The sequence below is a fragment of the Legionella quinlivanii genome (assembly GCF_900461555.1).
Taxonomy (GTDB): domain Bacteria; phylum Pseudomonadota; class Gammaproteobacteria; order Legionellales; family Legionellaceae; genus Legionella_C; species Legionella_C quinlivanii.
Genome location: NZ_UGOX01000001.1, coordinates 1,637,023 through 1,662,567, shown reverse-complemented (window position 1 = coordinate 1,662,567; position 25,545 = coordinate 1,637,023). Strand labels below are relative to the sequence as shown.

Here is a 25,545-nt window from a genome sequence, read left to right as displayed (position 1 = left end):
CGATCTTTAATAAAGCGGGGAGTGTAACATCATTTTTGGAATTCTGAATTCTCCTTCTGATATTTTCTGTTTAGCCACTTCGATATCAGGTGAAAAATAGCGATCCGATTCATAATGCCTGACGCAAGATCTCAGCTTTTCATAGAAAAACTTTAACGGAGTGGATGTAGATAATGGCTGATGAAAATCGAGCCCCTGACAGGCAGCGAGCAACTCAATAGCCAGGATAGTTTTTGTATTATCCAGCATCAGATGCAATCGTCTGGCCGCATTTGTGGCCATAGAGACATGATCTTCCTGATTGGCAGAAGTCGGCAAACTGTCGACGGAATGTGGATGCGCCAAAGCTTTATTGTCGCTGGCACAGGCTGCCGCTGTGACATGAGCAATCATAAATCCAGAATTAAGCCCCCCTTCCTTCACCAGATAAGCCGGTAATCCGCTGAAATTCTTGTCGATAAGCAGAGCTATTCGTCTTTCAGAGTTAGCTCCTATCTCTGCAATAGCGAGCGCCAGATTATCGGCCGCCATAGCCAGAGCCTCACCATGAAAATTTCCCCCCGATAATATTTCATGTTCTCTTGTGAAAACCAGAGGATTATCAGTAATTGCATTGACCTCAACCGCCAGAGTATCTCTGACGAAATTCATTTGATGCAAAACCGCCCCCATGATCTGTGGCTGACATCGTAGTGAATAAGGATCCTGCACTCTTTTGCAGGAACGATGAGACTCCCTGATTTCACTTTTAGCCAATAATTCGCGATAAAACCGCGCAACGACACGCTGTGACTGATGTCCACGAATTCGATGAATGCGGTCGTCAAAAGGCGTATCGCTTCCCAGCGCAGCATCCAGCGAAAGACAGCCGGCAATTATCGCGGTTTCAAACAAGGTCACACACTGATAATACGCTTGTAAACAAATCGCAGCAGAAACCTGCAAGCCATTCAATAAAGCCAAACCTTCTTTGGGTCCTAGTTCCAAAGAGGTTAAGCCGGTGAGTGCCAATCCTTCTTCAGCAGGCATTACCTTCCCTTGATAACGTACATGCCCAGCTCCGAGCAAGGGTAAACTGAGATGAGCAAGAGGAACCAGATCCCCTGAAGCACCAACCGATCCCTTGGCAGGAACACAGGGCCAAAGCTGATGGTTATACATTGACAGAAACGCCTCAATCAGCGCTGGACTTACCCCAGAGTATCCCTGAGCAAGGCTATTTATTTTCAGAAGAAGAATTAAGGCAACCGTCTCATCATCCAGAAGCTCACCAGTTCCACAGGCATGCGACAAAACAATATTTCGCTGCAATTGTCTCAGATTGTCAGGACTTATTGTTTGAGACGCCAGAGAACCAAAGCCAGTATTAATTCCATAGACAATTTTTTTATCACGGATTACTGATTCCACTTCTTTGAAAGAGGCCTCAATATCGGAATGAGAACTTTCATCAAGCACAATAACCTGCTTTGAAACCAGAAGCGCTCTGATCTTGGCCAGTGTTAATTCGCCCGGAACTATGCTTACAGATTCAAACATGGGCTTTTTCCTCTTCCATGGGTAACCACAAATGGTTTTCACGAGCACATTGTTTGGCGAGAGAATACCCTGCATCAGCATGACGCATAACGCCTGAAGCCGGATCATTATGTAAGACTCTTGCCAATCGTCTGGCCGCTTCATCACTTCCATCAGCAACGATGACCATTCCGGCATGCTGGGAAAATCCCATACCCACACCGCCTCCATGATGAATACTGACCCAGGTTGCCCCGCTGGCACAATTAAGCAAGGCATTCAGTAACGGCCAATCGGAGACGGCATCGCTGCCATCCATCATTCCTTCCGTCTCACGGTTTGGGCTTGCGACTGAACCGGAATCAAGGTGATCGCGGCCAATCACAACAGGGGCTTTTAATTCCCCGGTTTTTACCATTTGATTGAAGGCTAATCCCAAGCGTGCCCGGTCTTTAAGTCCAACCCAGCAAATTCTGGCTGGCAAGCCCTGGAAACTGATTCTTTCTTTCGCCATATCCAGCCAGCGGTGAAGCGGCTGATTTTCAGGTAATAACTCTTTTACCTTTTCGTCAGTTGCATAGATGTCTTCGGGATCTCCTGATAATGCAACCCAACGGAAAGGACCCACGCCTTCGCAAAATAAGGGCCTGATGTAGCTTGGAACAAAACCTGGAATAGCAAAGGCGTCTTTGACTCCGGCTTCAAATGCCATTTGACGTATATTATTACCGTAATCAAATACTGGAATACCCTGTGTCTGGAAATAGAGCATGGCTTCGACCTGTTCCGCCATTGATGACTTCGCTGCCGCAACCACTTCTTCAGGATGGGTTCTTCTCAGTAAAGCCGCTTTTTCCAAAGTCCAGCCTTTTGGTAAATAGCCATTGAGCGGATCATGGGCGCTGGTTTGATCGGTTATCAGATCTGGACGAATCCCGCGCTTTGCCAGCTCCGGATAAATATCGGCCGCATTACCAAGCAGACCAACTGAAACCGGCGCATTATTGCTAAGAGCTTTGTTAATCCAATCCAAAGCCTCATCCAAATTATCAGTGCTTTTGTCCAGATAACGAGTGTCCAGCCGTTTACTGATACGCGTTTGATCGCATTCAACTGCCAGCATACTGGCACCTGCCATTGTGGCGGCCAAGGGTTGCGCCCCGCCCATTCCACCTAGTCCCGCTGATAATATCCATTTTCCCTCGAGACTTCCCTGATAATGTTTTTTACCTGCAGCAACAAAGGTTTCATAAGTCCCCTGGACAATGCCTTGAGATCCAATATAGATCCAGCTTCCCGCAGTCATTTGGCCGTACATCATCAGGCCTTTTTTATCTAATTCATTAAAATGCTCCCAGTTTGCCCAATGAGGAACCAGATTAGAATTGGCAATCAACACACGAGGGGCATCCACATGAGTTGTAAAAACCCCTACAGGCTTGCCTGATTGGATTAAAAGCGTCTGATTAGATTCAAGCTTTTTTAAAATTCTGACTATTGCATCAAAGCAGTTCCAGTTTCGCGCTGCTTTACCAAGCCCACCATAGACAATTAATGAGTCGGGGTTTTCTGCGACCTCCGGATCAAGGTTATTGCATAGCATCCGCAAGGCAGCTTCTGTTAACCAGTTTCCTGTCTCGAGTTCATTGCCTGTTCTGGCTTTCACCAGCCGCTCCCTACTAGATTGCACACTCATTGTACTGCTCCCTTAGACATTCCGAGGAAGATAGCATACACCAGAGAATGGTGTGCTGGAATATAGTAATTCAACAGGCGATATTGACTGAAGTAGGGAATTGGAACGCGCTGTATAATTAAGGTTTGACTACTATCCTGATGAAAACTTTTAATCCACATGCTACACTTGCAGCAATATATGTTAAGATACCTATCGTGAACACAATACCCTATACTCATCCTCCTTCATTGAAAGTTTTTTTTGCCACAGAGATGTGGGAAAGATATGGCTTTTATGTGGTTCAATCCCTTTTAGCCCTTTATCTTGCACTCCACTTTGGGTGGCCTGATGATCAGGTCTATTCATTAGTAGGCTCTTTTACCGCAGTTACCTATTTATCCCCATTAGTAGGCGGGTGGATAGCCGATAATTTATTGGGTCAGAAAAGAACAGTTATTGTTGGTGCACTCTGTCTGTTTACCAGTTATTTATTCCTTTCTCTTTTTTCATCCCCTGCCATTCTGACTGCGGCTTTGTCGGGAATAGCAGTCGGCACAGGTCTGTTAAAGCCCAATATTTCCTCGCTTCTCGGTAATGAATATTCTGCAGACTCACCCCGGCGTGAAAGCGGTTTTACGATATTTTACATGGGGATTACTACTGGAATTATTCTCGGAACCACTTTGCCGAGCCAGCTAAATGAGCACTTCGGTTGGGGCGTTTCCTTTTTCAGTGCCGCGCTTGGGATGATCATTTCGCTTTTTGTCTTTGGGTTCGGTGTCAGATTTTACAAAATTGAGGACTATCATCCTTTCGAGTATCAGGCGGCCAAGCTATTTAAAGCAGCCGCAATTATGCTGGCATTGTGGGGAGTTTCTTTTCTTATTCTTAATTTCGCAAGTATTGCCAATGCGGCTTTCGGAACAGTAGTCGTCATTTCTCTCGCCTATCTGGTGACCACCATTCAGCGTGAAAGCGGTACCCAGGCCCGACAAACAATGGTTATTGGGCTTCTCTGCATCATTTCGGTAATGTTCTGGGCGTTTTATTTTCAAATGTTTCTGTCGTTGACTTTACTGATTTCACGCGTCGTAGAACCCACATTGTTAGGTGTTAACTTTCCACCGCCCTATTATGTCAGCATTCAAAGCTTTGGTATGCTGGTATTCGGCTATTTTCTATCACGCCGCGCTCCGCGCCTCAATTCAATCCAAAATGGCTTAAGTACAGGCAACAAATTTGTTCTGGCAATGATTTTCATGACGCTGGCTTATGGACTTATTACCTTTGTCTGTGTGACCGATAACCATAGTCATCTGTTATCCCCCTGGCTATTTATCCCTGCGTATCTGCTTATCTCCATAGCGGAGCTATTGCTTTCACCTGTGGGTTTGTCTGCAATTACCGTGTTGGCTAGCAGGCGTAAAGTAAGCACCATGATGGGAATTTTCTTCGTCTCTCTTGGCATCGGCGGGTTCCTCTCAGGTAAACTGGCTAATTTAACCTCTGTAGAGGGCGGCTCGACTATGTCTGTTTCACTTTTGAAAATACACTATGCCCAATCGTTTACGCATCTGTTAATCATTCTTCTTGTTGCCACGTTACTATGTTTCGTTTTGAATCTTATAATCAGGAAGTTATTGCTTGGGAAATCAGACTAGTGCGGAATTGAAATTGAACTGTTGTAAAAATTTTCCTGCCTTAATGGCGGTAGTTCACGGCTTCTGTTAAAATCAGGCCCTTTAAAATTGAGATGAAATAGTCTATGTCTGAATACTCTACCCAGCTTAACCAGCTTCTTGTTTATCTTGATGATATTCACGCGAATGATATCAAAGTACTCGATGTCAAGGAGCAGACGACAATTACTGATTATATGATTATCGCAAGCGGGCGTTCTTCACGCCATGTTAAATCAATTGCAGATTTTGTCATGGAAAAAATGAAGGCTGATGGTTATCCGGCGCTTTCAGAGAATGGTATCGAACATGGCGACTGGGCTTTAGTAGACTTCGGCGATTATGTTCTCCACGTAATGCAGCCTGATAGCCGCGCATTTTATAATCTCGAAGCCTTGTGGGAAAAATAAATCTGACTATTGTTCTATATGTTTAAAATTACAATAATTGCCTGCGGTAATAAAATGCCCTCATGGGTCAACGAAGGTGTAAAGGAATACACCAAGCGCCTGAAAGAGGCCACGAGCCTTAATCTGGTAGAAATTCCTTTGGGAAAGCGAAGCAGCCCCAGTGATTTATCGAGAGTGATGGAAAAAGAAGCCGAACTAATCCTCTCGGCTATTCCTTCTTCATCCTACGTCATTGCAATGGCAATTGATGGTAAGCAATTTAGCAGCGAAACACTGGCTGCAAAAGTAGAAAAGTTACAGCTTGGAAACAGTCATGTCTGCTTTATTATTGGCGGGCCAGAAGGATTAAGTACAGAGGTACTCGCACGTGCTAATGAGCATTGGTCACTGTCGCAATTAACGCTCCCGCATCCTCTGGTAAGAATTATTTTACTCGAGAGTCTTTATCGTGCATGGTCGATAATTCAGAATCACCCTTATCACAAATGAGTAATTGAGGTAATATAGCCGCTCTTAATGGCCTAGACATGTTCACAGATGCGATTTAATCACTCAGTAAAAAATGACCGTATCGAATCACGAATGCATCTTTTTCGTCTTAACCTCTTAATTGCTCTGGTTATTTGTTTTACCATTATTCTGATTTCCCGCCTGGCTTATCTGCAGCTATCCCAATTTAAACGCTATGAAACTCTCTCGCTGAAAAACCAGATGAGTATCATACCAATAGCTCCTCCGCGCGGCATCATACTCGATAGAAACGGCGTGGTTCTCGCTGAAAATGTTCCTGTTTATGTACTGGAAATTGTTCCAGAACGTGTGAAAAATATGCAGGTGACGCTAAGGCAATTGCAAGCCTTGCTTCCTTCAATTTCAGATGATGATATTGAAAGCTTCAAAAAAGCACGAGCTCAGAATCGTTCATTTGTGCCTGTTCCAATTAAATTAAAACTGACTCAGGAAGAAGTTGCTTTGTTTGCAACGCATCAGCATCAATTTGATGGCGTTAGCATCAAAGCACGATTAATGCGTTATTACCCATTGGGAGAAATGACTGCTCATCTGTTAGGTTATGTGGGTCGAATCAATGTTCAGGAATTGCAGCGTGTCGATCCAACTAATTATCGCGCAACCAATTTTATTGGCAAGTCCGGTATTGAGAAATACTACGAAACGCTTTTGCATGGTCAAGTGGGTTATCAGCAGGTTGAAACGGATGTGAGCGGGCGAACACTTCGAGTGGTCAGTAAACAAAACCCAATTTCGGGGGAAAAGCTATACCTCACTATCGATACAAGACTTCAGCGAGTGGCTTATGAAGCATTGCAGGATAAGCGTGGCGCAGTCGTAGCTATCAATCCTCATAATGGGGATATTCTGGCTATGGTAAGCTCCCCAAGCTATGATCCCAATCTATTTGTAAACGGGATTCGTTCTGAAGACTACCAAAGGCTTTCAACTGCCAAGGATAGACCTTTGTATAACCGTGCAGTCAGAGGTCTCTATCCACCAGCCTCCACAATTAAACCTTTTATCGCACTGGCTGGTTTGGAAAAAGGGGTAGTGGATACAAATTACAGTGTTTATGATCCAGGCTGGTTTAAGTTACCCGGGGTCAGCCATTCCTATCGCGACTGGAAAAAAACAGGGCATGGTATTATTAATATCAAGCGCGCTATTACCGTTTCCTGCGACACCTACTTTTATCAGCTAGGGCATCGAATGGGTATCGCCTCCATTGAAGATATGCTTACTCAGTTTGGTTATGGGCAACTGACTCATGTCGACTTACATGAAGAAGCACCTGGTCTTGTTCCTAATAACCGCTGGAAAAGACGAAGCAAGGGATTGCCCTGGTATCCTGGGGACACATTAATCACAGCAATAGGTCAGGGCTTTATGCTAGCCTCTCCTTTGCAGATAGCCAATGCGACAGCGGCGATGAGCCAGAAAGGTGTTCGCTATCGCCCTCATTTAATGGCCAAGTCAATCCAAAGTGACCGCGAAGAAACCCATCCTTATAAACCGCTTGAAGAATACCCTATCAAGTTAAAAGATGATAATTACTGGAACATTATTTCAGATGCCATGCATTCTGTCATTACCAACAATGAGGGAACCGGCTATCGATTCGGACGCAATGCGCCCTATTCTGTAGCAGCTAAAACAGGCACCGCCCAAGTATTCAGTCTCCCTCAGAATGAGAAAAAAAGGCTTGGAGAAATCCCGGAATATTTACGCGATCATTCACTATTTATTGCCTTTGCCCCGGTAGAGAACCCGGAAATTGCCATCGCAGTAATTGTTGAGAATGATACCGCTGCATCTGGAGTGGCCAGAAAGGTGCTTGATGCCTATTTTCAACTTCAAAACGGAAAGGCTCCCTTATGAATACACAGCCAATGCGCCCGGTTTACCGTTTTACCTCGAAATCATTGCATGTTGACTGGCCCTTGCTAGTACTCATTTTATCCATTGTCATGTTTGGAATGCTGATTCTGTACAGCGCATCTAACCAGGATATGAGTATGATCATGCGCCAGGGAATGCGTCTGTTCTTTGCTTTTGGGATTATGCTGATTTTTGCAGCGATTCCCCCTCATAAATATAAAATCTGGACCCCCTGGATTTATTGTGTCGGTCTGGCATTGCTACTTGCAGTAATGGTGATGGGGAAAATTGGAAAAGGAGCCCAACGCTGGCTTGATTTGGGTGTATTTCGCTTTCAACCTTCGGAAATCATGAAACTGGCCATCCCCATGATGACCGCCTGGTATCTGGATAGAAAGCCAGTTCCCATTAATATGAAAACCCTTATTATTGCCTCCATCATGATTTTTTTTCCAGCTTTGCTAATTGCCAAGCAGCCCGACTTGGGTACAGCAATAATGGTAGTTTCTGCTGGACTAAGCGCAATTTTTCTCGCAGGAATTCGGCTTCGTATAATTATGATTGCCGTCATTCTTATTGGTTCAGCAGCTCCGCTGCTCTGGCATGTGATGCATGACTACCAGAAGCAGCGGATCCTGACTTTATTAAACCCGGAACAAGATCCACTTGGTTCGGGTTATCACATTATCCAGTCAAAAATTGCTATTGGTTCAGGGGGGTTATTCGGAAAAGGCTGGCTTGAAGGAAGTCAGTCACATCTTAACTTCCTTCCCGAACATGCCACTGATTTTATTTTTGCCGTTTGCGGTGAAGAATTCGGATTTCTTGGCAGCCTTGCGCTTATCATTTTATTCATCCTGGTGTCATTTCGCGGTTTGCAAATTGCCATACAGGCTCAAACCAGTTACACACGGTTACTGGCTGCAAGCCTTGCGATGACTTTCTTTTTATCAGCCTTTGTGAATATTGGTATGGTGATGGGAATATTACCTGTCGTTGGAATCCCGCTTCCTTTGGTTAGTTATGGCGGTACCGCGATGGTCACCTTTCTTGCCAGTTTTGGCATTTTAATGTCGATTAGCACCCATCGGATTTTATTTAATAACTTGCGATGAGTAACCCGGCTTGGTTACCAGGGTACTCACTCAATTATCAGGCCTCAGCTGCGGCTACCGGTGAATAGGAGCGTCGATGAATGGGGCATGGGCCCAATTTTTCCAAGGCGTTTCGATGCATTTCGGTTGCATAACCTTTATGGATGGCAAATCCATAGCCAGGATAAAGACTATCCAGTTCAATCATTTCTTTATCGCGTGCAACTTTCGCCAAAATTGAAGCGGCGCCAATTTCGTAAATGAGTAAATCCCCTTTTACCACTGTTTCACAGGGCATGGAAATCAAGGGCCGATGTTTACCATCAATCAAAACCTTATCAGGGATGACATTTAATCCTTCAATCGCGCGCTTCATTGCTAACAGCGTTGCCTGATGAATATTAAATCGATCAATTTCACCAACCTCTGCGCGCCCATAGGCAAAGCAAATAGCATAGTCCTGAATTTTTTTTGCCAAATCCTCTCGTTTAGCGGGAGTCAGCTTTTTTGAGTCAGTGATCCCATCAATGGGATGCTTGAGGATGACAGCCGCCGTCACCACGGGTCCCGCCAAGGGGCCGCGGCCAACCTCGTCTACACCGGCGATATTCATAATCATCATATTCTTATTATTGACCAGGAGGCAGATAATACCCTTTTAAAATTGATTTATCATCCAGGAAATGCGATCATACATGCAAATTTTTCAGGTTTTATATGTTGTATGCGAGTCTTAAAATGTGCTGTTGTTGGGGTTGGGTATCTGGGTCGCTTTCATGCTCAGAAATATAAACTGTTACCGAATGCTGAATTAGTCGCTGTCTGCGATGCCAATCCAGCAACCTGTGAAGCGGTAGCCAGTGAGCTCGAAGTGAGCGCCTGCCATAATTATCGTGAGTTATTTGGCAAAGTTGAAGCGGTCAGTATTGCTGCGACAACCAATCAGCATTATGAAATTGCTAAAGAATTTCTAAAGCAAGGCATTCATGTTTTAATCGAAAAACCGATTACTGAAACTGTTGAGCAAGCCGATGAATTAATTCAGCTTGCCGCTTATCATCGAGCCAAGATACAGGTAGGTCATCTGGAGCGCTTTAATTCTGCCCGTATGGCCCTTGATGAGTATCTGGATAAGCCACTGTTCATTGAATCACAGCGTTTGGCGCCATTTAACCTGCGCGGCACGGATGTGAATGTGATTCTCGATGTAATGATCCATGATATTGACATTATTCAGTCAATAGTCAGCAGCCCTATAATTCATATTGATGCTCAGGGAGCGCCCGTGCTTTCCCGCTCCGCGGATATAGCCAATTCTATTGATATTGCCAATGCGCGCATTACCTTCGCCAATCAATGTGTGGCAAATGTCACAGCAAGCCGAATTAGCTTTAAAACTGAGCGTAAAACCCGCATATTCCAGCAGGACTCCTATTTATCCATCGATTATCACAACAAGCAATTTGCTGTTTTCAAAAAAGGGGATGGCGAGATGTTTCCTGGCATTCCGAATATTGTCCGCCATGAATCTGTTTTTGAAAAAAGCGATGCTTTACTTGAAGAAATCAAAGCGTTCGTCTCCTGTGTCCTCAATGACACTAAACCACTGGTATGTGGTCAGCAAGGGCGCGATGTCTTATCGACAGCGGCAACGATTACAAGCCTGATACAGAACAATCTCGCCAGCCGTCATGCTCACATCTAAAAAACTGGTGATCATTGCCGGCGAAGAATCAGGGGATATGCATGCAGCGGAATTAGTTCGCCGTTTGCTAAATAAAGATCCTGGCCTGCAGTTCAGTGGTATTGGCGGGCGGCATATGCAGGAAGCTGGTGTTTTTCTGGTGAATGATCTGGCCCGTTATGCCGTAACTGGCCTCACTGAAGTATTAAAACACATCCGTGTAATCAAACAGGCATTTAAAGAGATCAAAGCACATCTGGAAAAAAATCCGCCTGACTTGTTAATTCTGGTGGACTATCCGGGTTTTAATCTGCGCCTTGCCCGCTTTGCAAAACAGCAACTGAATCTTAAAATCATTTACTATATCAGCCCCCAGATTTGGGCATGGAAACCCCAGCGCATTCATACGATTAAAGCTTGCGTTGATAAAATGGCAGTTATTTTGCCTTTTGAAAAAACACTTTATCAGCAAGCCGGTGTACCGGTTTCTTTTGTAGGTCATCCGCTGGTAAAGAAAATTCCCCATTTCGAGAATTCCGAAGCTCTGCGCCAAACCTTAAATTTACCAGCCAATTGCAAGCTGGTCGCTTTGCTTCCTGGAAGCCGGCTCAATGAAATTACTCACCACGTGCCTGTTTTTGTGCAAACCATTCAACAGCTTAATACGATTAGAAGCGATTTACATTTTGTAATACCTATTGCCAAAACCTTAAACTCAGAGCGGGTCAAACAGTATGTTCCGGCTGGCATTACGAATATCAGCTTTTTAAATGGCCAATCCCTCGAGACTGCGGCCTGCAGTGATTGTGTAGTCGTGGCCTCAGGAACCGCTTCGTTAGAAACCGCACTATTGAAAAAGCCTATGTGCATTGTTTATAAAGGAAATCTCTTATCGTATCTTGTTGCAATGAAAGTGATCAGAGTGAAATATTTTGGTTTATGTAATTTGCTCACAAACAAGATGGTTGCTCCCGAATTATTACAATATGATTTCAATGTGCATGAGCTTTCCAAAATGATTGAGAACTTGCTTGATGATCAAGCCTTTACCCAACGCATGCTCAGACAATTACATGAAATGAAAGTCTCTCTTTCTACCGAGGCAGCAGATGAATCTATCGATGAGCTGGTACTTCACGAACTGATATCGTAACTGCGTTTCAACACCTGCCTATTTGCAAATAGCTTATTTTCCGTCTAGTCTTAATTTGTTACATTTGCTTATTTTTTATTCATACCAGGGAGGTTCAAATGAATAGCGATATCTTTGAAGGAAAATGGGAAGAGATTAAAGGCAAAATGAAACAAGCCTGGGGTAAATTGACTGATGATGACTTTGATGTCATTGAAGGTAATCAGCAAGAAATTTATGGAAAGCTGCAAAAACATTACGGCTACACTAAAGAACAGGCCGAAGACGCAGTCAAACGCTTCAGGGATGATTATTCTGATAATCTTTAACAATAAGATGCCTGGCCATTGGTCAGGCATGCTGTCAATTCACTTTCTTTTCGATGATTTATTCGATTTAGTGCTTCTCGTACTTTCACTAACCGTAGTTTTGGGATGTTTCTTGGCAAAAGCCTCAGACACATATTGACCCGTTTGCGCATCTCTGTATCTTTTGTTCATCACTAACTCCCTTTAAGTAGCTATTTATATAATAGAATAGCTCTAAAATTTATCCAGTTTTGTATTAATACACTGTCATTATGTTAAGCAAACTCTCCAATTTGCATGCAGGTTGGGCCCTTAACTTAATGGAGGTGCATAAAAGTTTATATAATTAAATGAGCAATCTAAAAACAGGATGACTATGCGAAAATGGATATTTTTCTTATTATTCTTCGTGCTCCTTGCTTTGGTATTTTTTTATTTCACTGAAATTAAACAACTGGTTAAACTGGTGCAGGAAATGCACCCTGGTTGGTTATTAGCAGCATTAGCGCTGCAATTTGGAACTTATTTGCTTCTGGCTCTGGTATGGTGGTGGGCTCTTTGGTGGGTTAATGAGTGTGCCGGCTATTTGTCGCTGGTATTACTGAGTATTTCCCAGCTATTCGTGAATCAGACGGTCCCATCAAGTGGTTTAAGCGGAGCAGTTGTTGTAACCAATTTTTTAAAGGCTCGAAAAATATCTAAAAAAGCGATAGGCCTTGCTATTGCGCTCAATGTGTTTGGCCGCCAAATTGCTTTTACCTTAACGTTTGTGGCAGCTGTTATTATTTTATGGATATATCGTTCACCCGACCTTACATACCAGATTCTGGGAATTCTTTTTGCTTTACTGATGCTTGTAGTCACCGGGTTGTTTGTATACCTATGGAAACTCGCTGCGGATGCGAAATTGCCAGAATTTCTAAAACGATTTTCCGCAATTGAAACCTTATTCTCCTCAATCAGAACAATTAAGCCGAGTGTCTTGTTAAAATTACAAATCGTCGGCCCTGGAGTTTTGTTATTTATTGGTATTGTAATTTTCGATTCTCTAACCTTATGGGTCATTCTCTATGGTTTCAATGTTGAAACTAATTTTCTTCCAGTCTTTGCAGTGCAGGTTCTTACTACCGTCCTTGCTAGTATCTCGTTGATTCCCGGAGGTCTGGGTGTCTTCGAGGGCGGGCTCGTAGGGATGCTGCATTTAATAGGATTGCCTTTTGATGTTTCCTTCGCGGCCACTCTGCTATTTCGGGGCTTTACTTATTGGCTCCCCATGCTGCCAGGTTTTTTAATAACCCATAAGCAACAAAAATGATTAGAACTAGCTGGAATGCCGCGATGGTACAAAAATCGGATTTCCATTATCATTTATGACAGTCAGGATGAACAATAACCTCAAAAGGAATGAGAAATGTTAGATGGAAAAAACCGCTTTAAATTACCGGAAACTATCAAAGAGCTGGTTGAGCGTGTAAACCGCCCTTCTTCCAGGCTTGAATTTCGTATTTTGTCTTTTATAGCATCGGATATGCTCGACATATTCAATTCGACCACCTCAATGGATGCAGCGCGTGTACAAGATTTGATTGAGTTAATGGATATCACTGATTTATTTTTTAGAAAGCGGCTTATTGAAGTGTTATTAAAGGCAATTACTTCCCAGCTGCTTATTCATAATGAATTATGGGCGGGCATAAATGCAATTAAGCAAAAGTATGGCCATCATCCGGAAATAGGCGCTGTACTATCCGCCCAATTTGAAAATATTTTTAATAAAATGTTTTCTTTTGCTGACAACTCCTTTTCACCGAACAGTATTATCAAAATCCTTCAGGAATGCCATTTATATCTGCAATTATCCATAGAAGCTAATTCACAACTGAGTTTCTTAAGGCCGATTGAAGAAACCAAATTTTATCCTGTACTAAAAATCTGAAAGAACATCCGGATATTGATCTCCGCTATCATGCTACAATCATTCTGCAGGCTTTGTTTTATTTGCAATGTAATAAAAGCCCCTCTGAAAATTTAAGTTCCAGTCATGCAAAAATGACTGCGCAATTTAATTTTGGCAACAGAACTTTTACCAGAAACCGTGAAACTGTCCTGACGCTCAATGAAGAGGCTAAAAAAAATGTAGCTGCCAGTTTTGCATCAGCTGGATTTAATGAGCATTTTGTTGAAACACAACTACCTCAGGTCAATTTGAGAATAAACAAAGATAAAAAAGAAAAATACCACCACAAATATAATGAGCAGTTCTTCTACGAAACCTGCCATTTTATGGACATTCTGATGCCACAGATTCAGGAATTTTTTAGCAGTGATTTTTTGTCAAGACCGCCACAAACCATTAAACATACACAATCTTTGTTTGAGCAGCATTATTTACTTCATCTGGCTTTGAGTAAAATTGAAGAAAATAATAACTATCTTTCTCTAGTCACGCATATCTGCCGCTCTAACGCCTTTGATCCTGGCGTACGATGCAAGGCTATGTTTGCCTTATTCCAATCAAAGCATCCGTTTTCGACCGAGTGTCTGTCACTTACAGCCCAATATTTTTCGGATAAAAACACATTGAAATGTCAAAAGGAACTCTTGATTTCAAAAGTATTTTTTGCACTGAAAAACAATGTCATTGACGAGGAGTCAGTTAAGTTATTCCAGAGTAAATTAATTGCCAAAGCCCATCCGGATACTCTTATTGCAGTGATTACTTTTTTAAGCAAGTGCAAGACTTACGCTTTTAATAACCCTGGTTTAGATAATATAATTTCAAACGTTCGTGAAAATCTGAGTAAGAAAAATAAAGAAAAATTGCCTGATACCGAGTTTCAGGTTAATTACTACCCTCCTCAGGATATCCCAAAAGATGAGCCTTACTACCCTAGTTTATTGAGGACTGCTTTAGTCAGCAAAAGCGTACAGAATTTTATCGAGTATGCATTGAAGGAAGAGTCAGAGGAGGAAGTGGTGCAAAATCTCGAGCAGAGTGCAGGGCCAAGGGAGTGGTTTATTGAAAACAAGACGACTGCGGCTCAACAGGATAGTTACATCGCTCCGAGACTTTAATTGCTATTGATACCCCCCTCTCTCTAACTCTCTCCCCCTGAGGGGCGAGAGGACATTAGAGAAGATTTTTAATAAGAAAACTAATGATGGAAAACTAGTCTGTCTTTTCATAGAATACACACTCATTCAGTAATAATGCTTTATTCGAGGAAAAATTCAAATGAATGGTAGCCAGCTAAGTCAAATAATGAATATTGCTCAGGGCCAGGCACAACAAAAGAAATTACCAGTTAAAACATACTACCAGCTCCCTGAGAGCCTTAAAGCGATTCGATTCAGCGACGATGATGAAGTTGTCGTTGCCATGTATAATCTTAGTCTGATTTTATCGTCATTTGAGATACATAGGAATGACCGTGTACACAGAACCACTTTATCCGATAAGCTAAATAAGCATCTCAAGCGGGCTTTGCAACAAGATGATCCCGTCGGCACTCTCACGATGAAACTCCTCATTGAACATCATAAATCGCTTCCAAACAGCAAAACCACCAATGAACTTATCGAAAAACTCTTTGAACGTTCTCTGCCTCAAAGCTATTGCAGCTTGGAATTGGAGGGCGTGTTGAGCTGTATTAAAAAAAGCACACTGCCCAATAAAGACAAGTTGATGCGAATTTACATAGATCACGCCAAGCGAGAGTATAATAAGAAAAGTTTGTCAAGAAACGATCTTGTTTCACTAAGCCACGCATGGGAGAAAAATGTACAATACTTTTTATCCCGTGATGATCTGCGCTGGCTAAAAACCTGCTATGAATATCCTCAATCCCCTATTTATCATCTGAAAGGAGGCTTGATTATAGCTGAACGACAACTGAACAAATCACCCAATCAATTATATAAGGACATGTTTTATTTTACCCTCATCAGCGCTATAGCCCTTTTTTCAACAGACTTTGATAAACAACCGAATAAGGAAGCAACCGCTTTACCCGCTTCTTCAGAAAAAGATATCAAGCAATACTTTATTGCAGGTTTGTATTGTCTGTATCTTCTCTCCCTGCCTTTGCGTATGGTCAGTTCATTGATGAGCGCCTGCGGCATGTTCAAATCACAACAACCCACCCCACTCGTCTTTCCAGATTGGGCTTCCAGGAAGCTTGACCGGCTTGAAGGAAACAAATCTGCTGAGGGACCCCGTGCTCCTTGAAGGAGCTACCATCCTCCTTCATAAGGACGGTGCAGTTTTAATTCCTTTAAGGAAGAACCACGATGATAATGCAAAGCCATAATCTCTTCGTTGGTTTTCGGATCTTTGAAGCGGTGGTAGTCGATGGCAAAAAAACGATGTCGATTGCCATTCGCTTGTAAGCGATAGAAATTCAGGCCAAAACCGCCAACGCTTTTGTAACAAAGAAAAGCAACACTTATGTTTCCTTTTTTCAAGGCAGCATAACTGGCAACAGTTGCCGTTATTACGCTGGCAACACCTGCTGTAAATCCTTTACTCTCTTCACCAGTTCCAATGTCTTCGGACATTTTTAGTTATTTTTTAACATTTTTTTGGATTATACTTAATTAATACTTCTCACGCTATGATAAAACGGAGTTACATTTTTCATGGACTTGATGACTAAAAAAGTAAAAGAAAAACTAATGGAGCATCTCTTTGATAACACCGCCAAAGCCATTGCATTTACATTAATTCTGGCACTACTAATCACTTTCTATTTAAGCTACCAAGACATTCCACTAACCCAGACCGGTTTATGGCTTGGCATTCTCTGCGCCATATTAATCCTTCGGCTTATAATCGCAATCCTCGCCATTAAAAGCCCGCAACATAGGCAGTTCTGCTACTGGAGTTTAGTCATTACCGGTTTTCTTTTAGGAGCCATGCTGGGACTTTTTTTCTGGTCATTTTACTGGGACATGTCTATATCCCAGCGTATGATTCTATTACTTTTTTTTGCGGGACTCGCAACGGGAAGCACTATTTCCATGGCCGCCTCACCGCTTTCCTATGCCGCCTTTGTATTACCAAACTTTCTGCCAATAATTTTTCGATTTTTGATGGATTCCCATGATGATTCTCGTCTGGTTGCCATCGTTCTGATTATTTTTCTAAGTTATCTGGGTGTTATTTTCAATGCAAATAAGAAAATGCTTCGCAAAAACATTATCCTTTTAGCGCATGAGAGCGAACTCAATAGTCAGCTGGAACAATTTAATCAGAAACTTAGTATCGTTTCGATTACTGATGAGCTGACTCAACTGGCCAATCGACGGTATTTTCAGGAGCGTTTAATAGCGGACTGGATTCGGGCAAAGCGCGCTTCGCTTCCCCTGACTTTAATGATTATTGATATTGACTATTTTAAAGAGTGTAATGATAACTATGGTCATCTTTATGGTGATGAATGCCTGAAAGAAATTGCAAAAGCCCTGACTGAAGTGGTAAAACGTCAAACGGATCTGGCCGCTCGCTATGGCGGGGATGAGATGGTTGTAATTTTATACAATACCTCGCTTAATGATAGTGAGCAATTCGCCATGCGTCTTAAAGAAGCAATTGATAGTCTGAATATAAAAAATGAGTATTCACCGATTTCAAATCGATTAACTGTTTCGATTGGCGTGGCCAATACAGTCCCGGCGATTGATGATGATTATGAATCTTTATTCACGAGGGCTGACAAAGCGCTTTATGAAGCCAAATTGAATGGAAGAAATTGTATTGCCGTTTCCAAATAACAATAACAAAGGCAAGAGGTACGATGAAAAATAAAACTGCTCTAATCACCGGCGCTTCAAGTGGCATTGGTAAAGCATGCGCGCATTCTCTAGCCAGACAAGGCGCACGATTGATCCTTGTTTCCCGCAGAAAAGAACGTCTGGCTGAACTGGCTGAGTCTTTGAAAAATGAGTTCAACACAGAATCATTAATTATCGCTGTGGATATAACCCGCAAACTGGACGTAGAATCTCAGTTGTCGAATCTACCCAGTGAATGGAATAACATTGACATTCTAATCAATAATGCGGGATTAGCTCTGGGCAGCGATTCCATCCAGACGGGTGAGATTGAAAACTGGGAGCGAATGATTGATACCAATATAAAAGGCCTCCTCTATGTCAGCCGCCTCCTGATTCCTGACATGATTGAAAGAAAATCGGGACATATCGTGAATATTGGTTCAATAGCGGGACAGGAATGTTATCCCAATGGCAATGTCTATTGTGCCAGCAAGCATGCAGTTCGTGCCATTACTAAATCCATGCGTCTGGATTTACTGGGTACATCAGTTCGAGTTTCAGAAATTGCCCCCGGCGCGGTAGAAACCGAGTTTAGTATTGTTCGCTGGAATGATGAGCAAAAAGCCAGAGAGTTTTATCGCGATTTCGACCCGCTTCTTGCTGAAGACGTGGCGGAAGCCGTCTTATTTTGCCTGACCAGGCCTCCCCATGTTGATATCGCAGAAATTACTATCTTGCCTAGTGCTCAGGCTTCAGCGAACTACATTAGCCGCAAAGGCAAGCAGAAAAAAGGATGATGCTGGCATTGAGGAAGATAGACATCATAATAGTGAGTAGAAAATATGGCTCATAATTTGCCTTTAATCACAACCCTGGCAACGGCCTTGGGATTAGCACTGATTATGGGCTTTATTGCAATCAGGCTTCGCCTTCCTACTCTGGTGGGTTATTTGTTTGCAGGAATTATCATTGGCCCCTTCACACCGGGTATTGTCGCCAATCCTCATATAGCCGCTGAGTTTGCTGAAATTGGGGTGATGCTGTTAATGTTTGGCGTTGGACTTCATTTTTCAGTGGATGAACTACTCGAAACTCGAAAAATTGCATTGCCTGGCGCGTTGTTGCAAATTCTGGTCGCCAGCTGTCTTGGTGCGACTGTTTCCTATTTTTGGGGATGGAACTTTAGTCATTCAATTGTATTTGGCTTAGCCTTATCTGTTGCAAGCACCGTAGTACTAATCAAAGCCCTGGAAGCTCAAAGTCTACTTGGCACAATTAATGGTCAGATTGCCGTTGGCTGGCTGATAGTTGAAGATATCGCAATGGTGCTCGCTCTTGTGTTTCTGCCCTTTATCGCTCTTTGGTCGGGTACATCCGAATTGGCATCTTCTGACAAAAATCTTTGGCTCACCCTCGGAGTAACCATTTTAAAAATTTCATCCTTCGTAGCAATCATGCTGCTTATTGGCAGATGGGGATTACCCAGATTATTGTGGCAGATTACCAAAACAGGCTCTCGAGAACTATTTACCCTCTGCATCATTGCGGTGGCAGTAAGCATTGCATTTTTGGCTGCCAGGTTATTTGATATCTCATTTGCACTCGGAGCATTCTTTGCAGGAATGATTCTCAGAGAATCACGATTTAGCCGCCGTGCGGCGGAAGAGTCCTTGCCCTTCAGAGATGCTTTTGCCGTTTTATTTTTTGTTTCTGTGGGCATGTTGTTTAATCCCGCTATTTTTATAGAACAACCTTTAAGAGTACTTATTGTTGTATTGATTATTATGCTGGGAAAATCGATAGCCGCGGCTATCCTCGTGCTTTCATTTCGCTATCCACTGAACACTGCACTCACTGTATCAGTCAGCCTGGCGCAAATTGGGGAGTTTTCATTCATCCTCGCAGGTCAGGGCGTGCAGTTAAAGCTGCTCCCGGCTGAAGGTCAGGCATTAATACTCGCAGGAGCTCTAATATCCATAGCGCTAAACCCCCTCTTATTTAAATCGATTGAATATCTCCAACGATGGCTTACCTCTTCGCCCTTTTTAATGCGCTTTTTTCAGCGCGCCACAGACCCTTTAACCGAGTTACCGCTTACCACACATGAAAAATACCTTTCTGAGCATCTGGTATTGATAGGATATGGCCGCGTTGGAAAACGTATCGGTGAAATTTTGACAGCTCGACATATTCCCTATGTGGTGGTGGAGCAAAACCGCGAGTTAATCGAAGATATCAGAAGCCAGAATATACCTGCGGTATATGGAAATGCCTCAGATCCCTCGACACTAATTCAGGCTCATGTGGCACGGGCTGCCATGTTGGTTGTAGCCACTTCTGATCTTTTTAATATTCGGCAAATGGCTGATATCGCCACGAAATTGAATTCAAAGATCGAGCTAGCTATTCGAGTTGAAAATGAAGACGACAAAAACATGCTCGCCAAAGAAATTGACGCCGAGTATTATTTGAGTGAAGAAGAACTTGCTAAAAGCATGGGTAAACATATCTTAAGCCTGTTTGAAAAGCCTCAATGATTTCTCTGCTGGGTTTAAACTGTCTGCGAATTCATTAGGTTGGGTCCTTGGCCTAAATGGCACTTACTTTAGGGCTGAACCACTACTCCCTACGTCCCTCGGCTTGTCCCTGAGAGATGGCCACAAAATTTAACCATCCTATTAGGCCTACGTACCCCGCTTTATGCGGGGTATCCAAGTAATGCGTCTTATTGGCAAAAGCATTTTAAAACCCACTACCATTTATGGATACCCCGCATAAAGCGGGGTACGTAGGCTCTTACGAGGGACGTAAGTAAAGTCTTAAGGCAGCGCCTTAGGCCCTTGGCCGGCCAAGGGCCAACCTACAATAATTTGGTACTGATGCCAAGACGGGAGTTGTCAGAAGCCAATTATGATTTTTTGAGCTGATCTATTTCTTTTTGCAGCTGGGCAATTTGTTGCTGTAACCCGGTCTGCACTTGCTGCAGCTGATCCTGAGATTGGGTGTTCATTTTTTGAATTTCATCTTCCAGTTTATTCTGCATTTCTTTTAGCTGAGCCTGCATCTGATTGTTTAAAGTAGTGATCTGTGTATTGTTTTGATCCTGCATTTGCTTCAACTGCCCTTGAATTTGCGTATTCAAGGATTGTATATCAGCAGGTGTATTGTCAGCCCAGGCGTTAACAGAAATCAAGGCAGTAAGAAGAACAGCAGTTTTTAAAGTCGTCATAATTATCCCTAAAAAATATTTATCCTTGCTACTTTAACTCATAAGATCGGTTTTTTGAACTGGAGATGCTGATTCTTCTTGCGCAGAAGTGTGCCTTCTTCTTAGATCAAAGCTATATCTTCCTTCGTCTTGTTTGGGATTAAACGACTCCATAGAAGGTTGCTCCCCCAGTGAACCGGTCTGCTTCCTTTTGATATGCTTTAGGAGTTTGCCATAAGAGGCTTCAGTTTTCTCAATAACAGCCCGCGGATCAGCAGTGCTTACATCCTTAACCGCCCTTACTGGATAGAGGGCCTCTCCTGCGTAGCGCATAGACTTATGGGTCGAAGCAAAAAAGCGATGGGTTGCATGACCTGGTTTGGCACCAAAGAGTCCGGCAATACGGGCAATACCCATCTCGGCAGTGTATACAAATGACTTAATAATAGAACTAAATCCGCTATAAAACAGAAAAACCATCGAGCTCGAGAACGTGACCAATCGAGTGAGGTCTTTTTTGGTTTTCTCGAACAAATCTCCACCGGCTCTTTTTATAGGCTCCCAGGGATGAGGTTTCTCAACAGCCCAGGCTGCCAGGCTCAAAATGATAGACCAGCCAAAACGACTAACCGCCGGAATATAACTTAAGGGAATTGAGAACAATTGAAAAGCAATGGATGGATGGGCTGTTTCCGGATATAAGATTTTCTTCAGAGCACGGCTATCTTCCTTGGAAAAGTGTTTATCAATTTGTCTTGATAAAGCAAAAAGATGTTTTGAGCCCATTTTGGGAATATCATCTGCGTTGGATGATAACCAGTAAGCTAATAAGAATCGATCAATAGTGGCTTTATTCGTTGCATAATATTGTTCAACAAAGCCTTTGATGTCCTCAGGTTTGAGTTCAAGTTGTTTTGATCTTACTCGCTCGCCATACTCTGCGATTAATGCTTCATAAAATAAAACAGCGATTTTGGCACCGACAAAGGGATAGCCGGCATGTGGATTATTGCCCAGATCTTCCAGCACCCTTTTACTAATCCAGGGTATGGGATGTCCGGCTATACCATTCGCCAATACATAACCAATACCATAAGCCGCGGCACAATACGCTGCAATCGTTAATGGATCTTCACCAAACTGGTAAACAGCATTTGCGGCCTGGCTATTATAGCCGTCCATCAATGCATTCCAGCCTGCCGCAAGGACCTGAGCCTGGGTACATCCACCGCCGATTGTAGCAGCGAGCTTGGAAGCGCCTAATGAATAGGAAAAATGACTGAACCAGTTAACATAATTCGCACCAAAAATAGCAGTACTTACACCTGGCAAATAAATCACTGCAGCCCCAACCCCATAGGCGCATGTGAAAATTACACCGGAAACTGGATCTTTTGCAAAACCGTGTGTGAAAAAACTGCTGAATCCATTAAGTCCTCTGGCAACCGCTGTAAGAATATCATTCTGCTCACCGGAAGTTAGCGGATAATCCGCCTCGGCAAACAGACTATCTGCATTATACTTAATTTCAGTATTTACTTTGCAGCGTTCCAAAAGCTGGTTTAATCGTACTTCTTCTATTTTTTTAATGGTTTCACATTCTTCCTGAGCAGATGCCAGGGTATCGCTCAATTCAGGTATTTCCGAGGTTGCTTTCCAATCTTCAAGCATGGCAGCGGGTAAACGGAATACCAGACTGCTTCCGAAATCCTTAATTCCGCTAAAAATATCCCCTATCGCATAACCCACTTGCTTTATAAAATTCCAGGGATTTACCCAAAGAGGCTGATTGGGTTTTGCATGAGCACGAAGCTCTGCTGCTACCAAATGAAAATTTTTATTTTTCCAGCTTTCTTCTTCCCAGTTTCTGGTGGGTAACACAAAACTTTTAATGAAATTTAAAAGAAAATAGCCGAGACTTTTTAATTGGGGAACGATACCGCGATGGGCTTTCCAGCGGGTAGCGGTAATAGTATCGAGTTCTTCGACATCACTTGAATTGCTGATTTTTGGAGCCTGTCCTTTTTTAAGCTCCAATTTATCCCAACCTTCAATAAAACTTATTGCGAGTAATACCTGTCGTTCGCGAGCAGGTGTTAACTCCTCAAGATTAAAGTCATAAGTTACCGCTTGCTCTTTGTCGAGCGCGAAATCGCCATGATGAGAAGGATTGACGGGGTTTCGCAGATCAGGTAAATGATCATCCAGTTCTTTTCGTGCATCCTCGATAAAATCGTTTAAATTACCGCGGGTCAATGCAAAAAAGCGTTTATTACTAAAGCTAAGATCCTGATTGATTCCTTGCAATTCATATAAATTCTGATGTATCTGCTGCTTGATAAATTCCAGAATCGACTCATGACCACGTGCACGATTAAAACGGCGAAGATTATCAGAATTTTTTTGAATTTTTTGAGAAAAATCCAGAGCTCTTTGTATATCCCCCTGAAGGTCATCTTTCAATTGCCTCAAAGTCCTTTCATCGAATCCAGGACAGTCCACATCGGAAAAATAGCCATCCAGCTCATTGCTGATCTGCTGCAGTTTTTGAATATAACGCTCGAAATATTTTTGGATTTTTTTAGCTGAATTATCTCGATTAACAAGCGACTCAAGATCCTGCATCGCTTCAAATCTATCCTGGTATAGATCCAGGAAGGCTAGCTTCATACCCGCTGAGTTGCTTACCATGCCCTTGGCCGCTTGCTCATGGGCCACAATGCGATACTGGCCCAGAGAGCCAATGATTTTACTGGTCAGAGAGTGAGTTTTGATAATACCCCAGCGTGTTGCCTGTTTAATTTTTTCGGCAGAGCTTTTCCATAATACGGAATGCTCATGGCCGTTTTGTTTTACAAAAATCACTTGGCCATTGCTTTCAGGTCGAGTATAAATTTCCTTTTGGAAAATATCTTTACGTTTCGCTGCCGCGACAGATGGTATGGAAGAATCTTGAGGAAGAGTCAGTCTGCTGCTCTCGCTGTCTAAATAAAACGCTCTGATTCTTTTATCTTTATATTGTTTAAGCAGTTTCTTTGCACTTAATGGATAGGGCATACAGGCTCTGTCGTTCAAATTTTAATGATAGTCATTGATCAATTATACGCTTGTTATATTAAGCAAAACTTAAGAAAAAAGTAACATATTAAAACAAATCTCACGTCTCGCGCATAAGAAAGAGCCTACGTACCCCTAAGAGCCTACGTACCCCGCTTTATGCGGGGTATCCATAACAATGGTAGTGAGTTTTAAAATGCTTTTGCCAATCAGACGCATTGCCTGGATACCCCGCATAAAACGTGGTACATAGGGGTTTAAACATTATGATTATAATCAATCTGTTATGTTCAAATTTTGTGGCCATCTCTCAGGGTTTATCGACAGAATCCAGTGATCTTTATGGACTCCAACTATTCTATTAAAATCACCTGATTACTGTTATTATCACTGATTTTATTGGTATAAACAGAATGGAAATTAATAAAAACAAGATATGGTTTCTACAGATGGCACGAGTAGTCGCTTGTTTGTTAGTGGTTTACTCCCATTGGTACGGACTTCTTACAAATACCAATTATTTAGTTCGATTCCTGTTTCCAAATAGCCAGCCCAATTTTCCCACAGCTACAATTACTGAATATCTGGGGATATTTACAGCAGCTGTAGGACTAAACTCTTTTTCCAGCGTTCATTTTGGTCTAGGTCTGTTCTTTATTCTAAGCGGCTACGTCATCCCGCTTTCCCTAAAAAAAACCAATCCCTTTTCCTATCTGATTAGGAGATTATTTCGCATTTATCCCACTGCTATTGTCTGTATGATTCTGGCTGCTGGGGCAATGTTATTAGCGGGCTACTGCCTTGGTTCGGCACCTTTTCATTTTTTAAAATATAAAGTTATTATCAGCAATTTTCTGTTAATAAGAGACTTTATAAATGTCCAGTTCATTGAGTACTCCACCTGGACCCTGGAAATTGAAATGCACTTTTATTTAATCTTTTTTTTATTTTTTTATTATAAAAAAGAAAAAAATCCCTTGAGTTTTATTCTTCTGGCAGCGGCTTTGGTGGCGATCTATAAACTTAGCTGCTCATTTCCATTGACTCGAGTCTGGGTGCTTCGAGTTCAGCAGATCGTATCAATCAATTCGGCTTATTTAAGTTTTATGTTTATCGGAACGACGATATATTACACCTTAAGCAAACAATGGACTTATACTACCGGACTTTTGACTGCGGCTGTATTATTAATTTTAAATTATATTTCTCTTCACACAGGCCTTCAATTTGAGGCTAGCGGCAGCAAAATATTCATAAACCATCTCTATGTTTTACCCTTCTTCCTGATTTTATATGCCAGCAATTCCCGTTTACCTTATAGCAAAACCTTAAATGGCATCGCTAATTTCTCTTATCCTCTCTATCTAACCCATGGATTTATTGGTTACAGTTTATATTTTATCTGCATGCTGTTTACTCAAAGTATATTGTTTTCGGCGGTATTTGCATTCAGCCTGGTGTTAATATTAGCCACTCTGATTCACAGAAAGGTCGAAAATAAAGGAATTGAATATTCTAAAGAGCTGGTGCAAAAGATAGAGCAGCGAGGCGATAAAGAAGTTGTTTTTGCATAATCTATCAATTTTAAAGCGCATTATTGATGCGCTTTAA

23 protein-coding genes are annotated in these 25,545 nt (G+C 42.4%); 16 read left to right on the top strand and 7 right to left on the bottom strand.

The genetic code is table 11. The features are described 5' to 3' along the window. Positions 1-6: 6 nt before the first annotated feature. Both hutH and hutU read right to left on the bottom strand, forming a co-directional pair. A complete protein-coding gene (gene hutH, locus DYH61_RS07155) occupies positions 7-1,539 on the bottom strand; it encodes a histidine ammonia-lyase (RefSeq protein ID WP_058506485.1) in 1,533 nt (510 codons plus the stop codon). Further along, positions 1,532-3,214, bottom strand: coding sequence for a urocanate hydratase (gene hutU / locus DYH61_RS07150; RefSeq protein ID WP_058506486.1), 1,683 nt, complete (start codon positions 3,212-3,214; stop codon positions 1,532-1,534). Before hutU ends, hutH begins: the two co-directional genes overlap by 8 nt. A 197-nt stretch (positions 3,215-3,411) precedes the next feature. On the opposite strand from hutU, the gene DYH61_RS07145 reads away from it, so the two are divergent. The 5 genes from DYH61_RS07145 (at position 3,412) to rodA (ending at position 8,791) form a co-directional block, all read left to right on the top strand. Continuing rightward, a complete protein-coding gene (locus DYH61_RS07145; RefSeq protein ID WP_256595701.1) occupies positions 3,412-4,857 on the top strand; it encodes a peptide MFS transporter in 1,446 nt (481 codons plus the stop codon). A 104-nt stretch (positions 4,858-4,961) separates the two neighbouring features. Beyond that, on the top strand, positions 4,962-5,285 hold the full coding sequence (rsfS, locus tag DYH61_RS07140) for a ribosome silencing factor (RefSeq protein ID WP_058506487.1): 324 nt from the start codon (positions 4,962-4,964) through the stop codon (positions 5,283-5,285). Between the two features lie 18 nt (positions 5,286-5,303). Then, positions 5,304-5,774 carry a 23S rRNA (pseudouridine(1915)-N(3))-methyltransferase RlmH gene (gene rlmH, locus DYH61_RS07135; protein ID WP_058506488.1) on the top strand — a complete coding sequence of 157 codons (471 nt, stop codon included), beginning with the start codon at positions 5,304-5,306 and terminating at the stop codon, positions 5,772-5,774. 48 nt (positions 5,775-5,822) lie between these two features. Continuing rightward, on the top strand, positions 5,823-7,676 hold the full coding sequence (gene mrdA, locus DYH61_RS07130) for a penicillin-binding protein 2 (protein WP_058506489.1): 1,854 nt from the start codon (positions 5,823-5,825) through the stop codon (positions 7,674-7,676). After that, positions 7,673-8,791 carry a rod shape-determining protein RodA gene (gene rodA / locus DYH61_RS07125; protein WP_058506490.1) on the top strand — a complete coding sequence of 373 codons (1,119 nt, stop codon included), beginning with the start codon at positions 7,673-7,675 and terminating at the stop codon, positions 8,789-8,791. Before mrdA ends, rodA begins: the two co-directional genes overlap by 4 nt. Before the next feature lie 37 nt (positions 8,792-8,828). Here rodA and rnhB read toward each other — a convergent pair whose 3' ends face one another. Beyond that, positions 8,829-9,383, bottom strand: a complete 555-nt coding sequence (gene rnhB / locus DYH61_RS07120) for a ribonuclease HII (protein ID WP_058507276.1) — start codon at positions 9,381-9,383, stop codon at positions 8,829-8,831. Positions 9,384-9,494: 111 nt separating this feature from the next. Here rnhB and DYH61_RS07115 point away from each other — a divergent pair, with 111 nt between their 5' ends. The 3 genes from DYH61_RS07115 (at position 9,495) to DYH61_RS07105 (ending at position 11,915) form a co-directional block, all read left to right on the top strand. Continuing rightward, positions 9,495-10,475 carry a Gfo/Idh/MocA family protein gene (locus tag DYH61_RS07115; protein WP_058507277.1) on the top strand — a complete coding sequence of 327 codons (981 nt, stop codon included), beginning with the start codon at positions 9,495-9,497 and terminating at the stop codon, positions 10,473-10,475. Beyond that, positions 10,462-11,607, top strand: a complete 1,146-nt coding sequence (gene lpxB, locus DYH61_RS07110; RefSeq protein WP_058506491.1) for a lipid-A-disaccharide synthase — start codon at positions 10,462-10,464, stop codon at positions 11,605-11,607. Before DYH61_RS07115 ends, lpxB begins: the two co-directional genes overlap by 14 nt. 98 nt (positions 11,608-11,705) lie before the next feature. Then, complete coding sequence (locus tag DYH61_RS07105; protein WP_058506492.1) at positions 11,706-11,915, top strand: CsbD family protein; 210 nt, start codon at positions 11,706-11,708, stop codon at positions 11,913-11,915. A gap of 39 nt (positions 11,916-11,954) precedes the next feature. On the opposite strand, the gene DYH61_RS07100 is transcribed toward DYH61_RS07105, so the two are convergent. Continuing rightward, complete coding sequence (locus DYH61_RS07100; protein WP_083499150.1) at positions 11,955-12,086, bottom strand: multidrug transporter; 132 nt, start codon at positions 12,084-12,086, stop codon at positions 11,955-11,957. 184 nt (positions 12,087-12,270) lie between these two features. On the opposite strand from DYH61_RS07100, the gene DYH61_RS07095 reads away from it, so the two are divergent. From DYH61_RS07095 to DYH61_RS07080, 4 genes are all read left to right on the top strand, one after another. Then, positions 12,271-13,209 (top strand): lysylphosphatidylglycerol synthase transmembrane domain-containing protein, encoded by a 939-nt coding sequence (locus DYH61_RS07095; protein ID WP_058506493.1) that lies wholly within the window; start codon positions 12,271-12,273, stop codon positions 13,207-13,209. A 96-nt stretch (positions 13,210-13,305) separates the two neighbouring features. Beyond that, positions 13,306-13,830 (top strand): hypothetical protein, encoded by a 525-nt coding sequence (locus DYH61_RS07090; RefSeq protein ID WP_058506494.1) that lies wholly within the window; start codon positions 13,306-13,308, stop codon positions 13,828-13,830. Between the two features lie 113 nt (positions 13,831-13,943). Next, on the top strand, positions 13,944-14,969 hold the full coding sequence (locus tag DYH61_RS07085; RefSeq protein WP_133129119.1) for a hypothetical protein: 1,026 nt from the start codon (positions 13,944-13,946) through the stop codon (positions 14,967-14,969). A 160-nt stretch (positions 14,970-15,129) separates the two neighbouring features. After that, a complete protein-coding gene (locus DYH61_RS07080) occupies positions 15,130-16,122 on the top strand; it encodes a hypothetical protein (protein WP_058506496.1) in 993 nt (330 codons plus the stop codon). 5 nt (positions 16,123-16,127) lie between these two features. Here DYH61_RS07080 and DYH61_RS07075 read toward each other — a convergent pair whose 3' ends face one another. Then, positions 16,128-16,451: a hypothetical protein gene (locus DYH61_RS07075; RefSeq protein ID WP_058506497.1), complete on the bottom strand. Its 324-nt coding sequence runs from the start codon at positions 16,449-16,451 to the stop codon at positions 16,128-16,130. A gap of 90 nt (positions 16,452-16,541) precedes the next feature. On the opposite strand from DYH61_RS07075, the gene DYH61_RS07070 reads away from it, so the two are divergent. Genes DYH61_RS07070 through DYH61_RS07060 form a run of 3 tightly spaced genes read left to right on the top strand, consistent with a single transcriptional unit; the run spans position 16,542 to position 20,206 of the window. Continuing rightward, a complete protein-coding gene (locus DYH61_RS07070; protein WP_160037269.1) occupies positions 16,542-17,666 on the top strand; it encodes a GGDEF domain-containing protein in 1,125 nt (374 codons plus the stop codon). A gap of 23 nt (positions 17,667-17,689) precedes the next feature. Then, positions 17,690-18,466, top strand: a complete 777-nt coding sequence (locus DYH61_RS07065) for an SDR family NAD(P)-dependent oxidoreductase (protein WP_058506499.1) — start codon at positions 17,690-17,692, stop codon at positions 18,464-18,466. A gap of 45 nt (positions 18,467-18,511) precedes the next feature. Beyond that, positions 18,512-20,206 carry a cation:proton antiporter gene (locus DYH61_RS07060; protein WP_058506500.1) on the top strand — a complete coding sequence of 565 codons (1,695 nt, stop codon included), beginning with the start codon at positions 18,512-18,514 and terminating at the stop codon, positions 20,204-20,206. A 371-nt stretch (positions 20,207-20,577) separates the two neighbouring features. On the opposite strand, the gene DYH61_RS07055 is transcribed toward DYH61_RS07060, so the two are convergent. After that, on the bottom strand, positions 20,578-20,898 hold the full coding sequence (locus DYH61_RS07055) for a hypothetical protein (RefSeq protein WP_058506501.1): 321 nt from the start codon (positions 20,896-20,898) through the stop codon (positions 20,578-20,580). Positions 20,899-20,931: 33 nt separating this feature from the next. Continuing rightward, on the bottom strand, positions 20,932-23,934 hold the full coding sequence (locus tag DYH61_RS07050; RefSeq protein WP_058506502.1) for a hypothetical protein: 3,003 nt from the start codon (positions 23,932-23,934) through the stop codon (positions 20,932-20,934). Between the two features lie 413 nt (positions 23,935-24,347). On the opposite strand from DYH61_RS07050, the gene DYH61_RS07045 reads away from it, so the two are divergent. Continuing rightward, the gene (locus DYH61_RS07045) at positions 24,348-25,508 is read left to right on the top strand and encodes an acyltransferase family protein (protein WP_083499153.1); all 1,161 of its coding nucleotides are present in this window, start codon (positions 24,348-24,350) and stop codon (positions 25,506-25,508) included. Positions 25,509-25,545 lie beyond the last annotated feature (37 nt).